This is a genomic window from Luteitalea sp. (assembly GCA_009377605.1).
Taxonomy (GTDB): domain Bacteria; phylum Acidobacteriota; class Vicinamibacteria; order Vicinamibacterales; family Vicinamibacteraceae; genus WHTT01.
In genome coordinates, this window is record WHTT01000006.1 from 98,424 (window position 1) to 116,552 (window position 18,129).

The 18,129-nt window shown below is 64.9% G+C and carries 18 protein-coding genes and 2 pseudogenes; 10 read left to right on the forward strand and 10 right to left on the reverse strand.

Annotated features, from left to right (window positions below; translation table 11 throughout):
- Positions 1-28: 28 nt before the first annotated feature.
- Both GEV06_03380 and GEV06_03385 read right to left on the reverse strand, forming a co-directional pair.
- Positions 29-676, reverse strand: coding sequence for a MarC family protein (locus tag GEV06_03380; protein ID MPZ16950.1), 648 nt, complete (start codon positions 674-676; stop codon positions 29-31).
- A 19-nt stretch (positions 677-695) separates the two neighbouring features.
- On the reverse strand, positions 696-1,541 hold the full coding sequence (locus GEV06_03385; GenBank protein MPZ16951.1) for a DUF1080 domain-containing protein: 846 nt from the start codon (positions 1,539-1,541) through the stop codon (positions 696-698).
- A gap of 150 nt (positions 1,542-1,691) precedes the next feature.
- Here GEV06_03385 and GEV06_03390 point away from each other — a divergent pair, with 150 nt between their 5' ends.
- The 4 genes from GEV06_03390 to GEV06_03405 all read left to right on the forward strand — a co-directional run bounded on the left by GEV06_03390 (position 1,692) and on the right by GEV06_03405 (position 5,117).
- Positions 1,692-2,063 (forward strand): hypothetical protein, encoded by a 372-nt coding sequence (locus GEV06_03390; protein MPZ16952.1) that lies wholly within the window; start codon positions 1,692-1,694, stop codon positions 2,061-2,063.
- A 170-nt stretch (positions 2,064-2,233) separates the two neighbouring features.
- Positions 2,234-2,467 carry a ribbon-helix-helix protein, CopG family gene (locus tag GEV06_03395; GenBank protein MPZ16953.1) on the forward strand — a complete coding sequence of 78 codons (234 nt, stop codon included), beginning with the start codon at positions 2,234-2,236 and terminating at the stop codon, positions 2,465-2,467.
- Between the two features lie 40 nt (positions 2,468-2,507).
- The gene (locus GEV06_03400) at positions 2,508-2,705 is read left to right on the forward strand and encodes a hypothetical protein (GenBank protein MPZ16954.1); all 198 of its coding nucleotides are present in this window, start codon (positions 2,508-2,510) and stop codon (positions 2,703-2,705) included.
- 27 nt (positions 2,706-2,732) lie between these two features.
- The gene (locus GEV06_03405; protein MPZ16955.1) at positions 2,733-5,117 is read left to right on the forward strand and encodes a protein kinase; all 2,385 of its coding nucleotides are present in this window, start codon (positions 2,733-2,735) and stop codon (positions 5,115-5,117) included.
- Positions 5,118-5,122: 5 nt separating this feature from the next.
- Here GEV06_03405 and GEV06_03410 read toward each other — a convergent pair whose 3' ends face one another.
- Complete coding sequence (locus GEV06_03410) at positions 5,123-7,255, reverse strand: hypothetical protein (GenBank protein MPZ16956.1); 2,133 nt, start codon at positions 7,253-7,255, stop codon at positions 5,123-5,125.
- Positions 7,252-7,713, reverse strand: coding sequence for a MarR family transcriptional regulator (locus GEV06_03415; GenBank protein ID MPZ16957.1), 462 nt, complete (start codon positions 7,711-7,713; stop codon positions 7,252-7,254). Before GEV06_03415 ends, GEV06_03410 begins: the two co-directional genes overlap by 4 nt.
- A gap of 131 nt (positions 7,714-7,844) precedes the next feature.
- On the opposite strand from GEV06_03415, the gene GEV06_03420 reads away from it, so the two are divergent.
- Entirely contained in the window at positions 7,845-8,300 is a 456-nt protein-coding gene (locus GEV06_03420; protein MPZ16958.1) for a hypothetical protein, read from the forward strand.
- Positions 8,301-8,312: 12 nt separating this feature from the next.
- On the opposite strand, the gene GEV06_03425 is transcribed toward GEV06_03420, so the two are convergent.
- Complete coding sequence (locus GEV06_03425; protein ID MPZ16959.1) at positions 8,313-10,478, reverse strand: protein kinase; 2,166 nt, start codon at positions 10,476-10,478, stop codon at positions 8,313-8,315.
- Positions 10,479-10,519: 41 nt separating this feature from the next.
- On the opposite strand from GEV06_03425, the gene GEV06_03430 reads away from it, so the two are divergent.
- From GEV06_03430 to GEV06_03440, 3 genes are all read left to right on the forward strand, one after another.
- Positions 10,520-11,098, forward strand: coding sequence for a hypothetical protein (locus tag GEV06_03430; protein MPZ16960.1), 579 nt, complete (start codon positions 10,520-10,522; stop codon positions 11,096-11,098).
- A 162-nt stretch (positions 11,099-11,260) separates the two neighbouring features.
- Positions 11,261-12,319 (forward strand): exo-alpha-sialidase, encoded by a 1,059-nt coding sequence (locus tag GEV06_03435; GenBank protein ID MPZ16961.1) that lies wholly within the window; start codon positions 11,261-11,263, stop codon positions 12,317-12,319.
- Position 12,320: 1 nt separating this feature from the next.
- Positions 12,321-12,599, forward strand: a complete 279-nt coding sequence (locus tag GEV06_03440; GenBank protein ID MPZ16962.1) for a molybdopterin synthase sulfur carrier subunit — start codon at positions 12,321-12,323, stop codon at positions 12,597-12,599.
- 79 nt (positions 12,600-12,678) lie between these two features.
- Here GEV06_03440 and GEV06_03445 read toward each other — a convergent pair whose 3' ends face one another.
- From GEV06_03445 to GEV06_03460, 4 genes and pseudogenes are all read right to left on the reverse strand, one after another.
- Positions 12,679-14,145, reverse strand: coding sequence for a sulfatase-like hydrolase/transferase (locus GEV06_03445; protein ID MPZ16963.1), 1,467 nt, complete (start codon positions 14,143-14,145; stop codon positions 12,679-12,681).
- A 3-nt stretch (positions 14,146-14,148) separates the two neighbouring features.
- On the reverse strand, positions 14,149-14,478 hold the full coding sequence (locus GEV06_03450) for a metalloregulator ArsR/SmtB family transcription factor (GenBank protein MPZ16964.1): 330 nt from the start codon (positions 14,476-14,478) through the stop codon (positions 14,149-14,151).
- 130 nt (positions 14,479-14,608) lie between these two features.
- Positions 14,609-14,782 (reverse strand): annotated as a pseudogene (locus GEV06_03455) (secretion protein HlyD).
- Entirely contained in the window at positions 14,749-15,045 is a 297-nt protein-coding gene (locus GEV06_03460; protein ID MPZ16965.1) for a hypothetical protein, read from the reverse strand. The pseudogene GEV06_03455 and the gene GEV06_03460 overlap by 34 nt, the downstream one beginning before the upstream one ends.
- 147 nt (positions 15,046-15,192) lie before the next feature.
- On the opposite strand from GEV06_03460, the gene GEV06_03465 reads away from it, so the two are divergent.
- Together GEV06_03465 and GEV06_03470 are read left to right on the forward strand one after the other, a co-directional pair.
- Positions 15,193-15,783 (forward strand): TetR family transcriptional regulator, encoded by a 591-nt coding sequence (locus GEV06_03465; GenBank protein ID MPZ16966.1) that lies wholly within the window; start codon positions 15,193-15,195, stop codon positions 15,781-15,783.
- A gap of 83 nt (positions 15,784-15,866) precedes the next feature.
- Positions 15,867-17,326: pseudogene (locus tag GEV06_03470) on the forward strand (alpha-N-arabinofuranosidase).
- Positions 17,327-17,546: 220 nt separating this feature from the next.
- Here the strand turns inward: GEV06_03470 and GEV06_03475 are convergent.
- Positions 17,547-18,129 (reverse strand): hypothetical protein (locus GEV06_03475; GenBank protein ID MPZ16967.1); only part of this gene is annotated, 583 nt, incomplete at its 5' end.

The window sequence follows — 18,129 nt, forward strand, 5'->3', positions numbered from 1 at the left end:
ACGCGCGCCTATCGACAGCACGGAGGCATCACGGGACGGCCGCTAGCAGCGCAGCACGCGTGACTGCCGGCAGCGTCTGCAGCCAGGTTTCGAAGCCACGGAGAATCATGTCGATGGCAAACGATCCCACGAAGAGCGCGGTGGCGCGCCCCGTAATCTCCGTATAACGGAAGACCAGCGCTTCACTGCGGCTCCGCACGTAGTCGTGAATCAGCTTGAAGGCGAGGAGGGCGACGATAGCGAGGCCGAGCGCAAGCGCAATGGCCAGCGGCGCACGAATGGAGTCCAGACGGCTGCCTGCCAGGACGGCGGCGCTGATGGTGCCGGGCCCCACCAAGTACGGCATCGCAATGGCCGCCGAGACATCTTCCTGCGGGCGCGGCGGTGCAACCGGGTGGCCAGCGCCGGCGATCAGACGGATGGCCGTAATGAGAAAGATGAGGCCGCCGAAAATGAGAAATGCGGCGTACCGCACCTGCATCACGTCCTCGAAGACCGCCACGCCGCCCCACGCAAACAACACGAACACCACGAGACTGATTAGCGCGGCCCGCACGAGCTGCCGAGCGAAGTCGCGAAAGTGGAGAACCCGTACGAGCCCCATCAGATACACGCTCAGGATAAACGGATTCAAGAGCACGAACATGAGCAGGACCGAGCGGGCAAATGAGTCCATCGCAGTGGAAGCGTGACCGTCAGCGCGCGGTGCAGCGCGAATCGTCACGATGCACGAAATAGGCACGATACGCCGGCGATGCCTGGTCCATGCAGCCCGAGAGGTTCAGTAAGCGGATATTGCGAAACTCGACCGGCTGACTTTCAGCTTGTAGCCCGATGTAGCCGTCTCCCAGGGCCGTGCCATCCTTCTTGACCGCAGGATCGTAGCCGTTCGCGACGCCGCCCCCAATCGTTGGCTTCTCGTAGCTCAGCACGGCCTCGCCGCCGATCATATGACGCACCGACTCCGCTCCTCGGACCTCCACCTCTACCGCAACCCATTCATCGTCAGCGTAGATCTTCGAGGTCGCGTCGGTGCAGTGCTCCTTCACCATCTCGCCCTTCATGAAGATCTCCGTGCCAGGCGTGCACACGTTCATGGTGGTCCGCTTACCAGCCAGGAACTGCGCCTCCACAGAAATGGGCCAGTCCTGGTCTTTCAGGATCGTCTCAGGCGCTTGCGAGTGAAACATGACCCCACTGTTCAGCCGCGCATAGTCGGGACCGCCCTGCATCTGCTCGCCAAAGAACCGATATTCGAGCGCGAGGACGTAGTGCGACAGCCTCTCGTTGTAGAAGAGGTGACCGAAACGCTCTCCAAAGTCGTCGTACTTGTCGTACATCACGCGAATGGCGCCGTTCTCCACACGGAAGGTGTCCGCATAGTTGTCGCCGAGCTCATGATGCGCCAGCTTCACCACCCACCCGTCGAGGTTACGGCCGTTGAAGAGGTCCCGCCAGTCTTCTCGAGGCGCGCTCCGCCAATCGGTGGCGTCGGTCTGCGGAAGAATCAGCAGCGTCAGTAGCAAGGCCAGTGTTCTCATGCGAGATGTGCTCCGCGTTGAATGCTTGATTGCTTCCATGCATCATAGTCGAGACACTGAGCAGAACGCAGGTTTCCTGTGTGGCGCAGATGTCCAGGGCGTGCTTGCGCTCGGCGAGGAGACAAGGCTGGGGCGCGTGCAGCAGTCGTCATGTCACGCAGGCCTCGAGGCATCATCATGGACAGCATCTCCATTCTCTGGCACAGGCTCGATCAGGCCGGCCACGAAGCCGCCCGTCTCATCGGCGATGACGCGGCACCTCGCCTCGAAGGCACGGCCGTGTTCGTCGAAGAAGGGCGGCCGTGCCGTCTCGACTATCGTGTGTCGTGCGACGCGGCGTGGTTCCACTTTCCAGCGGGCACTCTCGAGGTGCTGGATCAGGTGTACGAGCGCATCGAACAGCGCAGGTATCGCTATGAGAGCGGCGGCGGTGCTTTTGTCGCGCTGCTCGAAACGAACACGGCCGGCTTCGTCGTCGATTACCCACAGCTCTGGCAGGCAGAGGTGGCGACCCCGACGTGAGCCGCGGTCCGGACACGGGAACCGTCACGCATGACGCCGCCTCAGCGCCTCGCGACGCTGGCCATCGCACCGTCGAGGGCGCCCGAAGGATCGGGAAAGATACGTCACAGGACGGACGCCAGCGCGTCGATGCATTGCCTGCACGTACATAATCCTGTATAGAATCATGTATGAAGAATGCGCAGATCACGATCGATGGGGATACTCTCGCGCATGTAGATCGCGTCGCTAAGCTGCTCGGCGTCGAGCGATCGGAGATCGTCCATCAAGCGCTTCGCGATTGGCTCCGGCGACGGGCGGCCGAGACCTTCGAGCGAGAATGGATCTCGGCTCTTCGGAAGAACCCTGACGCCGTACATCGTGCTGAGGAATGGCTCGGTCTTCAGGCCTCGAGCGAGCAGTGAATCGCGACGTCTGAGGGAACGAACCAGAGGAGGTCAACTCATGGCAGGTCAGGGATCGGCCGGCAACGTTCTTGCCGCACTCTGCAGCTTCTTCATTCCAGGCCTCGGGCAGCTCTTACAAGGGCGTCCCCTCATCGCGCTGGTCATGTTCGTCTTGGCGGCCGCGCTCTGGTTCGTCCTGCTCGGATGGATCATTCACATCTGGGCGATCCTCGACGCCGCGCTCTGGAAGCCCTGAGAATCGCGCGTCTCTCGAAGGTCACCCGTGGCAGACGACAAGCCCACAGACAACACGCTATTGAAACGGCTGCACGCTTTCTACACCCGGCTGGTGGGAGAGACGCCTTCTGCGGGTCGATCCTCCACGCATCCGTCGGCCGGCGTCTCTCCCGCAGCTGCGGGTCACGACGCAATTCCCGCTCGCATCGGGCGCTACGCCATCGAGCGGAAGTTGGGCCAGGGCGGCATGGGCGTCGTCTATGCCGCGCGTGACCAGCGCTTGGAGCGTCGCGTCGCGCTCAAGATGCTGTCGTCGCTCGCGAGTGACGAAACGGCGCGAAAGCGCTTTTGGCGCGAGGCGCGGCTCGCGGCCAGCATCAGCCATCCAAACGTCTGCCAACTCTACGAGATCGGCGAAGACGCAGGCGAGCTGTTCATCGCCATGGAGCTGCTCGAGGGGGAGTCGCTGGCGGAGCGCGTGCGCCGCGGCCCGCTGAGCGTCGCCGAGACCGTGCCGATCGGCCTCGAGGTCCTGGCAGCCCTCTCTGCCCTGCACGCCCGCGACGTCGTCCACCGCGACCTGAAACCGTCCAATGTGTTCCTCACGCCTCACGGCGTGAAGCTGCTCGACTTCGGCTTGGCGCGAACGAGCCAGCTGGAGCCGGCAGGGCTCAGCTCCGCCACGGAGCTGACGCGTGCCGGCGTCGTGGTCGGTACTCCACGTTACATGGCGCCGGAGCAGGTCACCGGCGAGGCGCTGGACCCACGTGCCGATCTCTTTGCCGTGGGGGCGATGCTGTTCGAGATGCTGGCCGGTCGTCCGGCCTTCACGGGGCGCAGCGCGGTCGAGATCTTGCACGCCACGCTGTACGAGCAGCCGCCTGCGCTCACGGGCCCGCCCGCCGTGGCGGCGGCGGATCGAGTCATTCGCCGGGCATTGGCCAAGCGGCCTTCGGAACGACCGGCGTCGGCACTGGTGATGGCCGAGGAGCTGCGCGCCGTCGCCGGTGGGTCGGGCGCCGACTCGCCCGCGCTCGCACGCCCGCTCACACGCCTCGTGGTGCTGCCCTTCCGGGTGCTTCGTCCAGATCCGGAAACGGACTTTCTCGCCTTCAGCCTGCCCGACGCCGTCGCCACGTCGCTCTCGGGCATCAGCTCGCTCGTGGTGCGCTCCAGCGCCACGGCTGCGCGCGTTGGCAGCGGCGAGTCACCGGATCTCAAGACCCTCGCCGCCGAGGCGGATGTCGACCTGGTCGTCATGGGAACGTTGCTGCGCTCCGGCGACCAGCTCCGCGCGGCGGCGCAGCTCGTCGAGGCGCCGGCCGGGACGCTGCTCACGTCACATACAGCGCAGGCGCCGCTGGGCGATCTGTTTCGCCTCCAAGACGACCTTGCGAAGGGCATCGTCGAGGGGATCTCACTGCCGCTCGCCGGTCGCGAAGCGCCGACGCCACGAGACGTGCCTCGCAGCGCGCGCGCATACGAGTTCTACCTGCGCGCCAACGAGCTGGCGCGCGAGTACGACCAGTTCCGGTTAGCGCGCGACCTCTATCTGCGCTCGTTGGATGAAGACTCGACGTTCGCTCCAGCCTGGGCTCGCCTCGGCCGGTGTCATCGGGTCATCGGCAAGTACTTCGAGGATCCAGTCGCCAACTATGAGCGCGCCGAGCAAGCCTTGCAGCGGGCGCTCGAGCTGAGCCCAGACTTGTCGGTGGCCCACAAATTCTATGCACACCTCGAGGCGGAGACCGGTCATGGCGAGCAGGCGCTGACTCGCCTGCTCGGCGAGGCCAGCCGCCGCGGCAACGATCCGGAGCTGTTCGCTGGTCTCGTACACGCCTGCCGGTACTGCGGGTTGCTCGAGCAGTCGATTGCCGCTCATGAGGAGGCGAAGCGCCTCGATCCCAACGTGCCCACGGGGATCGAGAACACGTTGCTCATGAGCGGCGATCTGGAGCGCCTGCTGAAGCTGGGGCCGCCCGTCGACCCCGACGGCCGCGTTCTGGCGCTTGGCCTAGCGGGCAGGCAGGACGAGGCGCGCGAGGCCCTCCATCAGGTCTCTTCGGGATCGCCGCCCCAGGAGGAATACCGCACCTGGCTGGCGTTGCTCGAGGCATGGATCGAACGTCGCCCTGACGATGTGGTGGCGACCCGGAAAGTTGTGAGGTTGCTGTATGACGATCCGGAGGCGCTCTTCACCCTCGGCTGGCTACTCTGTGACGTCGGGCTGACGGCGGACGGGCTGGAGCTCCTGCAACGTGCGGTCGCTGGCGGCTTCTATGCGGCATTGACGCTTACGCGGTATCACCACTTCGACGTGCTCCGAAGCGACCCCGTCTTCCAGGAGCTCGTGCGGATCGCGGAAGCCCGCCGCCAGGAAGCGCTCACGGCATTTCGCGATGCCGGCGGAGAGCGATTGCTGGGCGTGTAGCGGCGCTACGAGCGCGGGCGCCGGCTCGCCATCGCGGCGCGAGGCAGCGAGACGGCAGAGCGGCGCAGCTCTTCTTCGACTTCATCGAGCTCGCGCCGCGGTCGCGAGGTCAACGGCGCGGTCTCGAGCCGGTCCAATAACGGTTGCCGCACTGCCTCTGGCAGCACCTGCTCGAGGTACTCGAGTGCCGTGCCCCTGAGACGAAGATCTTCACTGCGCAGCGCCCAGCGGCTGACCCGCAGCGGCTCGCGCTCACAGACGGCCGAGAGCAAGACGAAGATGTGATCGAGCTGCGCCTCACGATCGCCGACCGGCATGTCCAGCTCCGTGGCAATGGCTGCATGCACCGCTTGCGTGGGCACGGCTAGTCCGGGGTTCCGTTCCAGCAACCAGACCAGGACGAGACCGGACGCCCGGCGCACGGCAAAGTCCGAGTCGCCTAGACCGAGCAGAAGGCCTCCCACGCTGCGTGCGGTTGGACATGCCTTGAGCACACGCGGAACGCGCTGTCGAACCGCCGCTGGCTGGGCGGTGTCCACCAGCGCGTCGACGAGCTGCCCCGTTGCGCGTTGCGCGACGCTACGCAAGGACCGCAGCACTTGAGGAAACAGCTCGTCTCGCCCGAGCAGCGGGACGAGGAGCGGGACGAGCAGCGCCACGAGCTCTGGTCCGGGTGGTGAAGGAGCCTTGGCCAATGCGCGCCGGATGCGCTCGGGCTGGCCGGAGCGCAGCTCCGCGGCGAATCGGAGGAACTCGTCTGCCTCCACCTCGCGCTGTTCGTCATGCCGCTCGGGCTCCAGGGCGTGGATCTGGGCCAATAGCGATTCGCGGTCGAGCACGGCTCGAGTCATCGTCAGGCGCGTCGTCGCATCCACCACGTCGTCTGAGCCGAGCGCAACCAGGCCGGAGCGCAGACTCTGCTCGAGCGCGCCGACGTAGCCGTGGTGGAGCCGGCGGGCGACCAGCAACGACGCGACCATCGCTAGTAGCGCGATCAGCCAGAGCCAGCGAGCTGAGAAGAACGGCAACAGCGCGAGCACCATCACGACAGCGGCGCCCAGAAATGAGCCCAGCTTGTCTGCCGCCACGTCGATGAGCGCTTTGGTGCGCCGCTTCCGCCAGGGTGGGAGCGGTGCGTAGAACAGCTCGTAGCCGGAACGAAACAGCGAGTCACGCAGCGCGCCGCCAAGACCACGCGCCGCCACCGCACCCGCCAGCGAGGGGAACACCAGGGCGGCCGCCGAGGCGAGGACGACCACGGCCGGCTGGAACGCCACCGTTCCGGACAAGCCAATTCGCTCCAGAGCGCGTCGCGTCACGGTCGCCTGCACGGCCAGCGTGAGAAGCGCCACAGACGCATAGAAGACACTGAAGAAGCTTGCGAGCTGTTGGCTGCCTGCGAAACTGCTTGCCGCACCCGCTTTGACCAGATAGTCGAGCAGCGCATCGGCAAGCGCTCCCAGCGCCACCAGGGCGGCAAGCTGGCGCAGGTAGGGAAACTCCCGAATCCAGCGCACTCCGGTGAGAACACCGCCCGACGCTTCCGTCTCACGCTGATCGGATGCAGAGACCGGTCGTAGCCGCGCCAGGGCGATGAGGGCGGCAAGACTGGTCACCGAAAGCCCAAGCAGGAGTGCCGGAACAGACACCACTTGGGCCCCCGCCCAAGCGAGGGCACCACCCACGACGCCGCCCAGCGACGCGCCCGTGCCGATGCGGCCCACGACCCGACGCGCCGTGTACGGATCGAACCGCTCGTTCACGAGCGACCAGAAGCTAGAGATGATGCCCGGGCCGAGCAATGCGAGCTGGACGTACACGGCGGCCGCAACCAGACGCGGATTATCCGCGGCGAGATACCATTCGGCCGCGAACAACAGCGCGGAGAGCGTCAACACGGCGCTCAGCACGCCGGCAGGCGAACGGCGGGCGCCTGCACTCGCAAACGCCAGCGCGCCGCACACGGACACCAGCGCGGAGGCGACCATCATCCCCGGCAGCGAAGCGACCGAGTATGCAGAGAGGAAGAGCGCATCGCGCAGCGCGCGCCCGGCCACCTGCTGGACGATCAAGAGCGCGGCAACGAGGGTGGCAGCTGCAACCGCGTTGCGATCGCCAGGAAAGAGAGGTGCCGTCATTCGTGATCGGCAGCGCGGAGCGCGCCTACAACCGTGGTCAGTGCGACGCGCAGGTCAGCAATGCCGGGATCGCCGACCTCTGAGGTGAAGTGACGCTGCGCTTGCTCCCAGAGGGGATACGCCGCATCCAGCCGCCTGAGGCCCGCGGCCGTCAGCTGTATCAAGCGCTCACGACGGTCTTCGCCCGCGACGCCCTTGATGAGCCGCTGCCGCTCGAGGGGCCGGAGGTTGCGCGTCAGCGTCGTTCGCTGCATGCCCAAGCGCGCCGCGAGATCAGTGCGGGAGATTCGCGCCGCGCGGCCGATGTGAACCAGGATGGCGTACTGCGTTACCGTGAGGTTCGCATCCGCCAAGAACCGATCGTACATTGCCGACGCCATCCGCGCGGCGCGACGAAGCTGCGAGCACGCGCAGGCGCCAAGGTCAGAATTCCACCACGGTTTGGAAGCTCGCCCCACACATCTACTCCATCAGCTCATCTTACGACTCGGCTGGGAATAAGTATGCCATTCTCATTCCCAGACGAATCCTCGCCGCCGGTCAGGTCCGCTTTTGCGTGTAATTACACGCATATGATATAACACAGCGGATGCGACGCTCGCGCTTGCATTACGCCTGGGTCATTGCCGCCGTCACCTTCCTCATCTTACTGCTGTTTGCGTACTACACGCTTCGCGGACTGTCACTGCTCGCTCTGCCGGCCGTGTTACCACAGGGCGGCGGTGGCCTCGGCTGGTTTGCGGTCTTCTACGGTCTCGACTGGGTCGCCACGGTACCGCCGACGGTGCGGCTCACGACCGATGTGTTTGGACGCGAGAACACCGGCGTCATCTTCGGCTGGATCGGCGCAAGCCATCAGATCGGCGCATCGCTGGCGGCGTTTGGCGCCGGCACGATCCGCACGCTGCTCGGCGATTACCAGCTCGCGTTCCTGATCGCGGGCGCGCTGTGTCTCCTGGCAGGCTTTTCGTTCGTGACGGTTGGACGACGGACACTCCGCCCCGCCTCGGCTCCGGAGCTGGCTCTGGGGACCCGGGCGAGCTAAACCGCAGAGGATTCAGGCCGTGTCTCGACTCGTCGCACGCAACTGCTCCGCCGCGGCGAACACCTCCAGCCAGGGAGCGTTGTCCGGCTCCTGCGCACCCTCGTCGTTGCGCATGGCGAGCACGGCATCCAAGTCGGCACGTGCGTCCTCGCCTGCCGCAACCGCCAACCGTGCCCGCTCGAGCTGCGCGCACGCCCGAAGATAGTTCACCCGATTGCCGCACCCTTCGAGCTTCGCGGCGCGCCCCAGCGTCTCCAGCGCCTTGTCGATCAATTCGCGACGTTGCGACGAGCGCGCCATCTCGAGCTGCAGCTCGGCAAGCGTAATCGCAGCATCGTAGCGGTGCGGGTATGTCTCATGGACCCGTGCTGCGAGCTCGAGACCGCTCATCAGACCCTCGCTTCGACCGTTCGTGCGCGCGTCGACGAGCTGTGTCCTTGCAAGCAGCACTTGGGCCGCCGTGAGCTCACTGTGCACGTCGAGCGCGCGCGAGAGACAGACGCGCGCCTCGGCCCCGCGATCCGCGACAAGGTGGAACTCTGCCATCGCCAGCCACACGTCGTAGTAGCTCCGCCTGACGTCGAGCGCCCGCTCATACGACGGTAGCGGACTCCTGCCCGCCAGATGCAGCACATCTCCTCTGAGCTTCCACACCTCTTCGAGATCCGAGTCGTCCGCGAGAATCTCGTCGCAGATGTCTGCGGCGCCTTCCAGGTCGCCGTCAGCCAGCCGCCGAACGGCGTCGGCGTATCGTATTTGCCACGCCGGCAGATCCTGCTTCAGTCGCCGAGCCTCCTCGAACGCAATCGCCGACTGTTCGAGGCGCGTGCGCGCGACGCAGAGCTGGTCCTCCGCGCCGGTACGGCTCAAATGTCGCTCCGCGGCACGCAGCTCGTCGAACTGCAGCGCAAGATACAGCCGTCCCAGCTCGAAGTACGCCCCCGCAAGGTCACGCACCCGGTCGATCGAGCGCTCCATGTCCTCGCGCGCCCGGCCCAGATCGCCGCGACGGAACCATGCCACGCCTCGGTAGAAACGCGCCCACCCGATCGCCGGTTGCTGCGCGAGGACCCCATCGAGACGCGAGATGACCGCATCGAGGCGCGGGAAGTGACGTACCAGGTCGCTGCGCACGCGGTAGAGCTGCGTGTCCCACGCGGCAATCTCGCGGGCCACCTCGAGCGCAGGCAGCCAGTCCTGCTCGAGGTCAACCACGTCGCTCGGGGGCGCCGGTGCCTCGTCGACCCGCTTTCGGACGTACGACGTGAACCATCGCGGTGAAACGTCCCGCCGTTCAGGTGTATTCAAGTAGTCATCGAGCGCATCGACGACCCTCGTCATCGACTGGAAGCGTTCCTCCCGCCGCTTGGACATGCAGCGCAGGATGGTCGCCTCGAGATCGCGCGGAATCTCGGCGTTGAACCTGCGCGGGAACGGAGGCTCCGCGTGGATGACCTGGTGCAGCAAATCCACGAGATGGTCGGCGACAAACGGTGGCCGACCGACCGTCTTCCAGTAGAGCGTCGCCCCGAGCCCGTAGACGTCGCTCCGCGCGTCGACCGCATGCACCTCGCCCCGCGCCTGCTCGGGCGCCATCAACCCTGGCGTTCCGAGAATCTGACCATCCTGGCTAATCGTTGCGCCCAGCTCACTTCGCAAATCACGGGCAATGCCGAAATCGGTCAGGTACGCGCGGCCGTCGAGGTCGAGCAGGATGTTCTCCGGCTTGATGTCGCGATGAACGACGCCCTCGCGATGCGCGTGGGCGAGCGCATCCGCCACTTGCCGGATGACGTGGACGGTCGCTCGCACACCCAGGGTGGCACGTGCGAGGCTGCCGCCGGGCACGTACTGCATCACGATGTAGGGAATCCCGTCGATCTCACCCGCTTCGTGCACCTGAACGATCGACGGATTGTTCAGCCGCGCCGCGAACCTGGCCTCTCGAAAGAAGCGCTCCAACTGCGCCGGCCGGTCCTGGTCGAGGTATTTCAGGGCAACGGAACGACCGAGCTGCGTGTCACGAGCGAGGAACACGGCACCGGCGCCGCCACGACCGAGCTGGCGCACGATCACGTATCGCTCGGGCGCAGGGGGCCAACCGTCCTCCGCTAGCCCCTCGGATCCGAAGAGATCTGTCGTAATCGCGGTCTCGGCAAGCGCTTGCTCTTCCGGCATGAAGCCCCTGATTTTACCTCGTTCGGGGTACACTCGGTCACGTGTTCCCCACCACCGTCTGGACCGTCGTCAGGGCCGCAGGCGCGCAGGATCCAAGTGCGCTCGAGCAGGTGGCGCAGGAGTACCGGGCGCCCGTATTGTCCTTTATTCGTAGCCGCGGGATCGGCCCGGAGCAGGCCGAAGATCTCTGCCAGGACGTCTTCGTGCGCCTCCTGAAAGGTGATGTCCTCGCCAAGGCGGATGCCACAAAGGGCCGGTTTCGCAGCCTGCTGTGCACGGTCACGATCCGGGTCATTCAGGACTGGAACCGCCGACAACCGCACATGGTGCAGGAAGAGATTGACGTGGCCGTGGCGGCCCCCTCCTTCGACCGGGTCTGGGTACAGTTTCTCCTCGAACGGGCGCTCAAACGGCTGAAGGAGGCGAGTCCGAAGTCCTACGAGGTCATCCGTGGCCATCTTGCGGGGGAGAAACCAAATCGAAACAAGCTCTGGATCTCGCGAACCAAGCTCATCTCGCTGATACGTCGAGAGATCGCCACGACATGCCGCTCTCCGCGCGAGGTCGAGCAGGAAATCGCCTACCTTTCGCCCTACCTGCGGCCGCGCGAAAAATACTGAGACAGACGTCGAAAGCGTGCGAAGACTAATTGAGGAGCCGGAGATCGGGAATCCGGAATCAGGAATCTGGAACCAACCCTTCGACTCGCCTCACGGCTTGCCCTGAGCGAGCCTGGTGGCGAGCCGAAGGCGAGCCGTGAGGAAAGTCGAAAGGGGACAGGCATGCAGGTGGTGTTGATTGTCGGGACGGCAAAGGGGGCGTTCATCGCGCGCTCCGACGCCGCTCGGCGCACATGGGATATCGAGGGGCCGATCTTCAAGGGCTGGAAGGTCACCTCGACGGCGCGGACTCCTAGCGGACGATATCTGTTCGCGACGGCCAGCGACGTCTATGGCACCGGAATTCACACGGGAACAGATCTCGAGAACTGGCGGCAGATCACCGCGGCGCCAGCCTACCCGGAGGGCGGCGACCGAAAGCTGAACCAGATCTGGACGTTCCACTGTGGATCATCCCGTCACTACGCCGGGGTCGATACTGCCGGGCTCTTCACGAGCGACGACGATGGCGAGACGTGGCAGCCGGTGAGCGGCCTCAACGACCACCCGAGCCGGCGCGGATGGTTCCCGGGCGCGGGTGGTCTCTGTGCACACGTCGTGCTCCTCCATCCGAAGCAGCCCGAGCGCATTTGGTGCGGCATGTCAGCAGTAGGCGTCTGGCGCTCGGATGATGGCGGCAGCACGTGGGCGCCGAAGAACGAAGGCGTTCGCTGCCTCGCCGAGGACAAGGAGTTTCCTGGAATCGGCTACTGTGTGCACGGCTTGGTGCGAGACCCAGACGACCCCAACACGCTCTTCCGTCAAGATCACACGGGCATGTTCCGAACCCGCGACGGTGGCGATCATTGGGAGCGCATCGAGAATGGCCTGCCCTCGTGGTTTGGCTTCCCGATCGCCATGGATGATCGCACCAAGACCATCTTCTCCTTCCCCATGGAAAGCGACGAGTACCGCTTGCCGGTCGACGGCAAGTTCCGCGTGTACAGGAGCCGCAACGATGGAGACTCCTGGGAGGAGCTCGCCCGGGGCTTACCGGACCAGTCGTATGCAAGCGTGCTCCGCGGCGCGATGGCGGTCGACGGCCTGAGCCCAACCGGCGTTTACGTGGGCTCCACCGCCGGAAACGTGTATACGAGCGCAGACGAGGGCGAATCGTGGCAGCCGCTGCCCTGCACGCTGCCGCGAATCTTGAGCGTCAAGGCGTACGTGCAGGAGTCGTAAGATGCCGCGGGCCACGCTCGAGCTGCCGTCGTTGTTGCGCTCCGTGCTCGGCGGCGTGTCCACGCTCGCCATCGAGGGCGACACGCTCGAGGGGGCGCTCGAGGACGCCTATCGCCAACTGCCGATCCTGCGTGTCCATCTCTGTGACGAAACGGGACACCTCCGTCGCCACGTTCTGTGCTTCTTGAACGATGTGAACAGCCGCTGGCTCGACGAAGCGGGGCAACGCCTGCGTGACGGGGATCAGATCACGATTCTGCAGGCCGTTTCTGGCGGGTAACCCGGAAAAGGCGACGTGAAAAGGGGACAGCCCCCTTTTTCGGTCCTGACGCTGACGAAAAAGAGGGGCAGTCCCCTTTTCACTGCTTCATCGTCGGCATCTCCGCCCCGAGAGAGAGGCGCCACGTCTCGAGCTGGCTGCGGAGCTGCTCGACAACCTCCGGCTGGGAGTCTGCCAGGTTGTTCCGCTCGCCAATGTCTTCCTCGAGGTCGTAGAGCTCCAGCCCACCTGTTTCGAAACGCTCAATCAGCTTGTGATTGCCGGCTCGGATTGCTCCGCTTGGCGTGGCGCGCCACTCGCCTTCTTCTGCCACGCCTTCGAGATACCCCGGGAAATGCCAGTAGATCGGTGGCCGCGCCAGGGGATCCGGTTCCATCCCGCGCAAAACGTCGTGGAAGCTGACGCCGTCGATAGGACGATCCGAACGAACGTTGGCGCCCGCGATCTCCAGCAGCGTCGGGAAGAAGTCCACGCACATCACCGGAACGGTGGACGTCGTGCCTGGCGGCGTCACGCCCGGAATCCGCGCGATGAGCGGCACGCGCACGCCGCCCTCGTACAGCATCCCCTTACCGCCCCGCAGCGGCGCATTGGAGGTGACCTCCAGCCGCGCGCGAACACCTGTGGCTGAATACCCGCCCACACCCCCGTTATCTGAATAAAAGAAGACAGCGGTGGAATCGTTCAAGCTCAATTCATCGAGCGCGTCCAGCACACGGCCCACACCCTGGTCGAGGCTGTCGATCATCGCTGCATACGCCGGGTTGCCGTGGCCGGCTTCACCTGATTTCGCCTCATATTTCGAAATCAGATCGCCCTTGGCTTGGATGGGAGTGTGCACGGCATAGAACGGCAGATAGAGGAGAAACGGCTGTTGAGCGTTTTGGTGGATGAATGCCACCGCCTCTTCCGCGAGCCGGTCCGTCAGATATTCACCTTCCGGTCCGTTGGGCAGTTGAGGGTTCTTGTAGGGACTGAAGTAGCCGCCGCGAGGTGAGCCAGAGCCGTTTCCCGCCACGTTCGAGCCGAATCCTTGCTCCTCCGGCAGGTGTCCTGGCCCGCCCAGGTGCCACTTCCCGACGTGTGCCGTGGCATAGCCTGCGTCGCGCAGAACCTCCGGAAACGTGATCTCCTCGAGCGGGAGATCCGTGACGTTGTCAACGGGAGTCATCAGGCGGAATCTCTCGAGTCCGCGTGCGCCAGTGCCTACCGTGTAGACTCCGGTCCGGGTGCCGTAGCGGCCGGTCATCAGCGCCGCCCGCGTCGGAGTGCAGTTCGGATTCGCATACGCCGCGGTGAAGCGGATGCCTTCGCGGGCCAGGCGGTCGATGTTCGGCGTCTCGTAATACCTGCTGCCGTACGAGCCGAGATCCGTCCAACCGAGATCGTCCGCGACGATCAGCACGATATTTGTCGGCCGTTGTCGTTCGACGCCGACGGTCGGACTCGGCCGGCTCTGCCCGCGGGCCCCACAGCCGGTGAGAACAGCGATGAGCGCCATGCAGCATGCCGCGCGTCGGAATTGACACCACATCCCTCGGTACATACGTCAGTGACGGCGCTTCCGCTTGCCCCGGGCGATCTCGGTCGCAAGCGCCTCGAGACGCGGCTCCCACAATCGCCGGAATCGGTCGAGCCAGGAGTTGACTTCCTGCAGTGGCGCGGCGTCCACCGCGTAGACACGGCGCGGTCCGTCGATACGGACAGTGGCGAACCCGCTCTCGCGAAGCACGCGGAGATGCTGCGACACCGCGGACTGTGTGATGCGGAACTCGCGCTGCACGACCGCGACAATGTCCCCCGAGGAGTGCTCCCCGTCGGCGAGCAGCTCCAGGATGCGACGTCGGACGGGATCCCCAAGAACGTCGAACGCGTGCATCAGCTGTTCGCTGGAGCTTGGCTCTCGCCAGGCGACGTCAATCTTCATCATCGGTACCTCCGAAAGGGAACCACGCGGCCGATGATGCAGCAACAGCTTATATAAGTCAATACTAATGATGCGAACGGCGTCACCGTCCCCCTGCCTGAGCGTCGGCGGCATCGATGAATACGTCGAGCTGCTGTCCCACGAAGAGCGGCAGGTCCTCTTGTTCGACACGATAGACGACCTGGAGAACGCGCGTGTCGACTCGTTCAGTGCTCTCGCCGGTCAGCGATCGCTTCGGCACGACGAACGGCTCGAGCCGCACGAACTGGAGCGGCGTCGAGCGCTCCGCGTTCCCGCGCACGTGTCCCACGGCCGGTGCACCAGGTACTCGGTCTTCGGATCCATGACCCAGACCTCGGCGTCCGTCACGTCGAGGACCTGATTGCCCGTGCGTTTCATGATGCCGGCGAAGATCGAGGTCTGGTTCTCCAGGAGGAAGGTGCAGAACGCAATGGCAAAGACCAGGCCGAAGTACTTGGCCCGATCACCGGTCAGCATGCGAAGAGCGACGAAGTTCATATATTCACCATATGATTTCTATCATATTGTATGCATCGTAGCTAGGTCACGGCGGCAGTGTCAAGCGTCGCGTGGCTGACGCGGCCCCCGGCCTTGTCCGGGTGTGCTTTCACACCATATGATGATGATCATGAATGGAGGCAACTGATGCCTTGGCCAAAGGACCACAAGTCCCGAACGCGCGATCGGATCGTGCAAGCGGCGTCGGCGGCGTTCCGTGCGCGCGGGCTGTCCGAGGTCCGAGTGGAGGACGTCTGCGCTGGCGCGGGGCTGACACACGGCGGCTTCTACGCCCATTTCTCGTCGAAGGACGACCTGCTGGGCGCGGCCTTGGAGCATGCAAGCGGTCAGACCATCGAGCTACTCTCGAAAGCGCTCGAGTCCATCCCGCCGGAGCGTCGCCTCCATGCGATGATTGATGCATACTTGAGCCCGGAGCACGCCGTGCATCCCGAACGCGGCTGTCCCGTCGCAGCCCTCGGTCCCGAGGTCGCGCGTGTCAGCGGAAGGCGACGGCGCGATCTCGCTCACGCCGTGCGCCAGCGGCTCGACTGGATGCGTGGCTTCTTCCCGACGCGGCGCCGCGACGAGCTCAGGGAAGAGCAAGCCATCGGAACGCTGGCGTGCATGGTAGGTGGGTTGGTGATGGCACGGCTCGTCGGCGGCAAGGAGTCGGCTGCGCTCCTCGAGGCATGCCGAGATTTTCTACACCGCACGCTCCGCGAGGCCCCAGGATGACGATTCGATTCATTGCCGCGCTCGCTCTCGCTGTCCTCCTTTCGTCCTCCTCTCCACCCCTCGCCGCGCCGGCAGCCCACCGGATGGTCGTGAACGCCGACCTCGGACGAGACACCATCAGCCGCCACCTCTACGGCCATTTCGCGGAGCATCTCGGGCGAGGGATCTACGATGGGATCTGGACGAAAACAGGCACTGGCGAATGGCACATTCGAGAGGACGTGGTCAAGGCGCTTCGTGCCATTGGCATTCCAAATCTCCGGTGGCCAGGCGGCTGCTTCGCTGACTATTACCACTGGCAGGACGGCATCGGCGCCCGCGACGGGCGTCCGACGATCGTGAACAACCTCTGGGGCGGCGTGACCGAGGACAACAGCTTCGGCACGCACGAGTTCATGGAGCTCGTCGACCGGCTCGGCACCGAGCCGGTCATCGTCGGCAACGTTGGGAGCGGCACCGTCCAGGAGATGTCCCAGTGGTGGGAGTACATGAACCATCCTGGCACGAGCCCGATGGCCGACCTGCGGAGGAAGAACGGACGTGACGAGCCGTGGAACGTTCGCTACTGGGGTGTTGGCAACGAAAGCTGGGGCTGTGGCGGGAACATGCGCCCCGAGTACTACGCCGACGAGTACAAGCGGTTTGCCACCTATCTGCACCCCTACGGCGACGTGCGCCCGTTCCGTATCGCCGCCGGCGGCGCCGGTGACAACTATGACTGGACGGAAGTGCTGATGCGGGAAGCCGGCTCAATGATCGACGGCATCGATCTGCACTACTACAACCATCACCGGAACCTGGGAGAAGAAGGGCAGAGCGACGCAGTTCACGGAGGCGGAGTGGCTCGAGCTCATGAAGGGCTCGTTGCGCTGGGACGAGCTGCTCACGCGCCACTCCCACGATCATGGACCAGTACGATCCGGAGAAGCGGGTCTGGCTCATCGCGGGCGAGTGGGGAACATGGCATCAAGGTGAGCCCGGCAGCAACCCGGGCTTTCTCTACCAGCAGAACACCCTACGTGACGGCCTCGCGGCGTCGTTGGTCCTCAACACCTTTCACAAGCACGTCGACCGCGTGAAGATGGCCAACATCGCACAGACCGTCAACGTGCTCCAAGCCATGATCCTCACCGAGGGCCAGCAGATGATTCTGACGCCCACTTACCATGTCTTCGAGCTCTACAAGGTTCATCACGATGGAGTGTCGCTTCCAATCACGCTCGACGCCGGCAAGTATGAGCACGGCGACGCATCGATCCCGGCACTGAGCGCCTCTGCCTCACGAGACCGCGACGGCCGGCTCCACATCGCGATCACGAACGTGGATCCTCATCAGGCGCGCACGGTGAACGTCACGTTGCGCGGCCAACGTGCGTCACAGGTCTCTGGCCGTGTCCTCACGGCGGACGCGATGAATGCGCACAACACCTTCGACCAGCCGAACCTCGTGCAGCCGGAGTCATTCGACGGCGCTCGACTGTCCGGAGAAACACTTACCGTGGAAATGCCGCCGAAGTCCCTCGTCGCGCTCGAGCTGCGGTGAGGGAACAGCGACATGCTAGTCCCAAAACAAGCGTGTTCTAACTCGGTTCATGAGCGCACGCCGATGACATCGGGGTGAGGCGACACCACGTCTCCCGGCGCCCGTGCCGCGCTCGTGATGACTCGGTTGTTCGTGGTTCAGTACGTCGCTCCGTGTCGCTGCTCGAACGGTGGATGCCAGCCGGGCCTCCCTATCCCGGTTTCACGCCGATCACCCCGTGTCAACATCGCAGCGGGCCGGCACACGCATCGACGCCGCGGAGAAACACGTGTTGCCAAGGATTCCACGCCAGCAGGCGAAAGACGAGGCGCCGCCCCGTGCGGACCACCTGCGCCGGGACCCGGATGAACGCGTTCAGGAAGGTCTTGAACTCCATACGCAGGACGGCGTCTTTCTCGCGGCGATGGGGCGTCGCCCATCGGCCGGTCTCTGGCAACTGCAACGCGAACCACGCCTTGAGCGTCCACGCCAGCGCCGCCATGACCATGTACGCCCAGTTGCTGAGCAGCGTATCGACCGGCATCTGCAGGGCGCCGACGCCGGCCTTGAGCTGGGCGATCAGGTTCTCTTGGTTGCACCGATCGTTGGCCAGGAAGACGACCTCGGCCGCTGGCGTCTCACGATCGTTGGTGAGATAAAAGAAATCGCGGATCTCATCGAACAGCCGCTCCTCGCCTTGCGCCACCGAAATGTTCTTGCGCAGCACGACCATGCGATACGTCTCGCGGCACCCGGTCGGCTGATAGGGAAACGCCGCCACCGCTTCGGCCTCCAGGGTCAGCTGGCGGAATTCCCGCGCGCGG

Excerpts from the sequence above, each read along its gene's own strand:
- GEV06_03390 (MPZ16952.1), top strand. The coding sequence starts at position 1,692 with ATGTCACGCAGGCCTCGAGGCATCATCATGGACAGCATCTCCATTCTC.
- GEV06_03385 (MPZ16951.1), bottom strand. The coding sequence starts at position 1,541 with ATGAGAACACTGGCCTTGCTACTGACGCTGCTGATTCTTCCGCAGACC.
- GEV06_03400 (MPZ16954.1), top strand. The coding sequence starts at position 2,508 with ATGGCAGGTCAGGGATCGGCCGGCAACGTTCTTGCCGCACTCTGCAGC.
- GEV06_03425 (MPZ16959.1), bottom strand. The coding sequence starts at position 10,478 with ATGCCGGAAGAGCAAGCGCTTGCCGAGACCGCGATTACGACAGATCTC.
- GEV06_03440 (MPZ16962.1), top strand. The coding sequence starts at position 12,321 with ATGCCGCGGGCCACGCTCGAGCTGCCGTCGTTGTTGCGCTCCGTGCTC.
- GEV06_03445 (MPZ16963.1), bottom strand. The coding sequence starts at position 14,145 with ATGTACCGAGGGATGTGGTGTCAATTCCGACGCGCGGCATGCTGCATG.
- GEV06_03435 (MPZ16961.1), top strand. The coding sequence starts at position 11,261 with ATGCAGGTGGTGTTGATTGTCGGGACGGCAAAGGGGGCGTTCATCGCG.
- GEV06_03450 (MPZ16964.1), bottom strand. The coding sequence starts at position 14,478 with ATGCACGCGTTCGACGTTCTTGGGGATCCCGTCCGACGTCGCATCCTG.
- GEV06_03460 (MPZ16965.1), bottom strand. The coding sequence starts at position 15,045 with ATGAACTTCGTCGCTCTTCGCATGCTGACCGGTGATCGGGCCAAGTAC.
- GEV06_03395 (MPZ16953.1), top strand. The coding sequence starts at position 2,234 with ATGAAGAATGCGCAGATCACGATCGATGGGGATACTCTCGCGCATGTA.
- GEV06_03465 (MPZ16966.1), top strand. The coding sequence starts at position 15,193 with ATGCCTTGGCCAAAGGACCACAAGTCCCGAACGCGCGATCGGATCGTG.
- GEV06_03420 (MPZ16958.1), top strand. The coding sequence starts at position 7,845 with ATGCGACGCTCGCGCTTGCATTACGCCTGGGTCATTGCCGCCGTCACC.
- GEV06_03410 (MPZ16956.1), bottom strand. The coding sequence starts at position 7,255 with ATGACGGCACCTCTCTTTCCTGGCGATCGCAACGCGGTTGCAGCTGCC.
- GEV06_03380 (MPZ16950.1), bottom strand. The coding sequence starts at position 676 with ATGGACTCATTTGCCCGCTCGGTCCTGCTCATGTTCGTGCTCTTGAAT.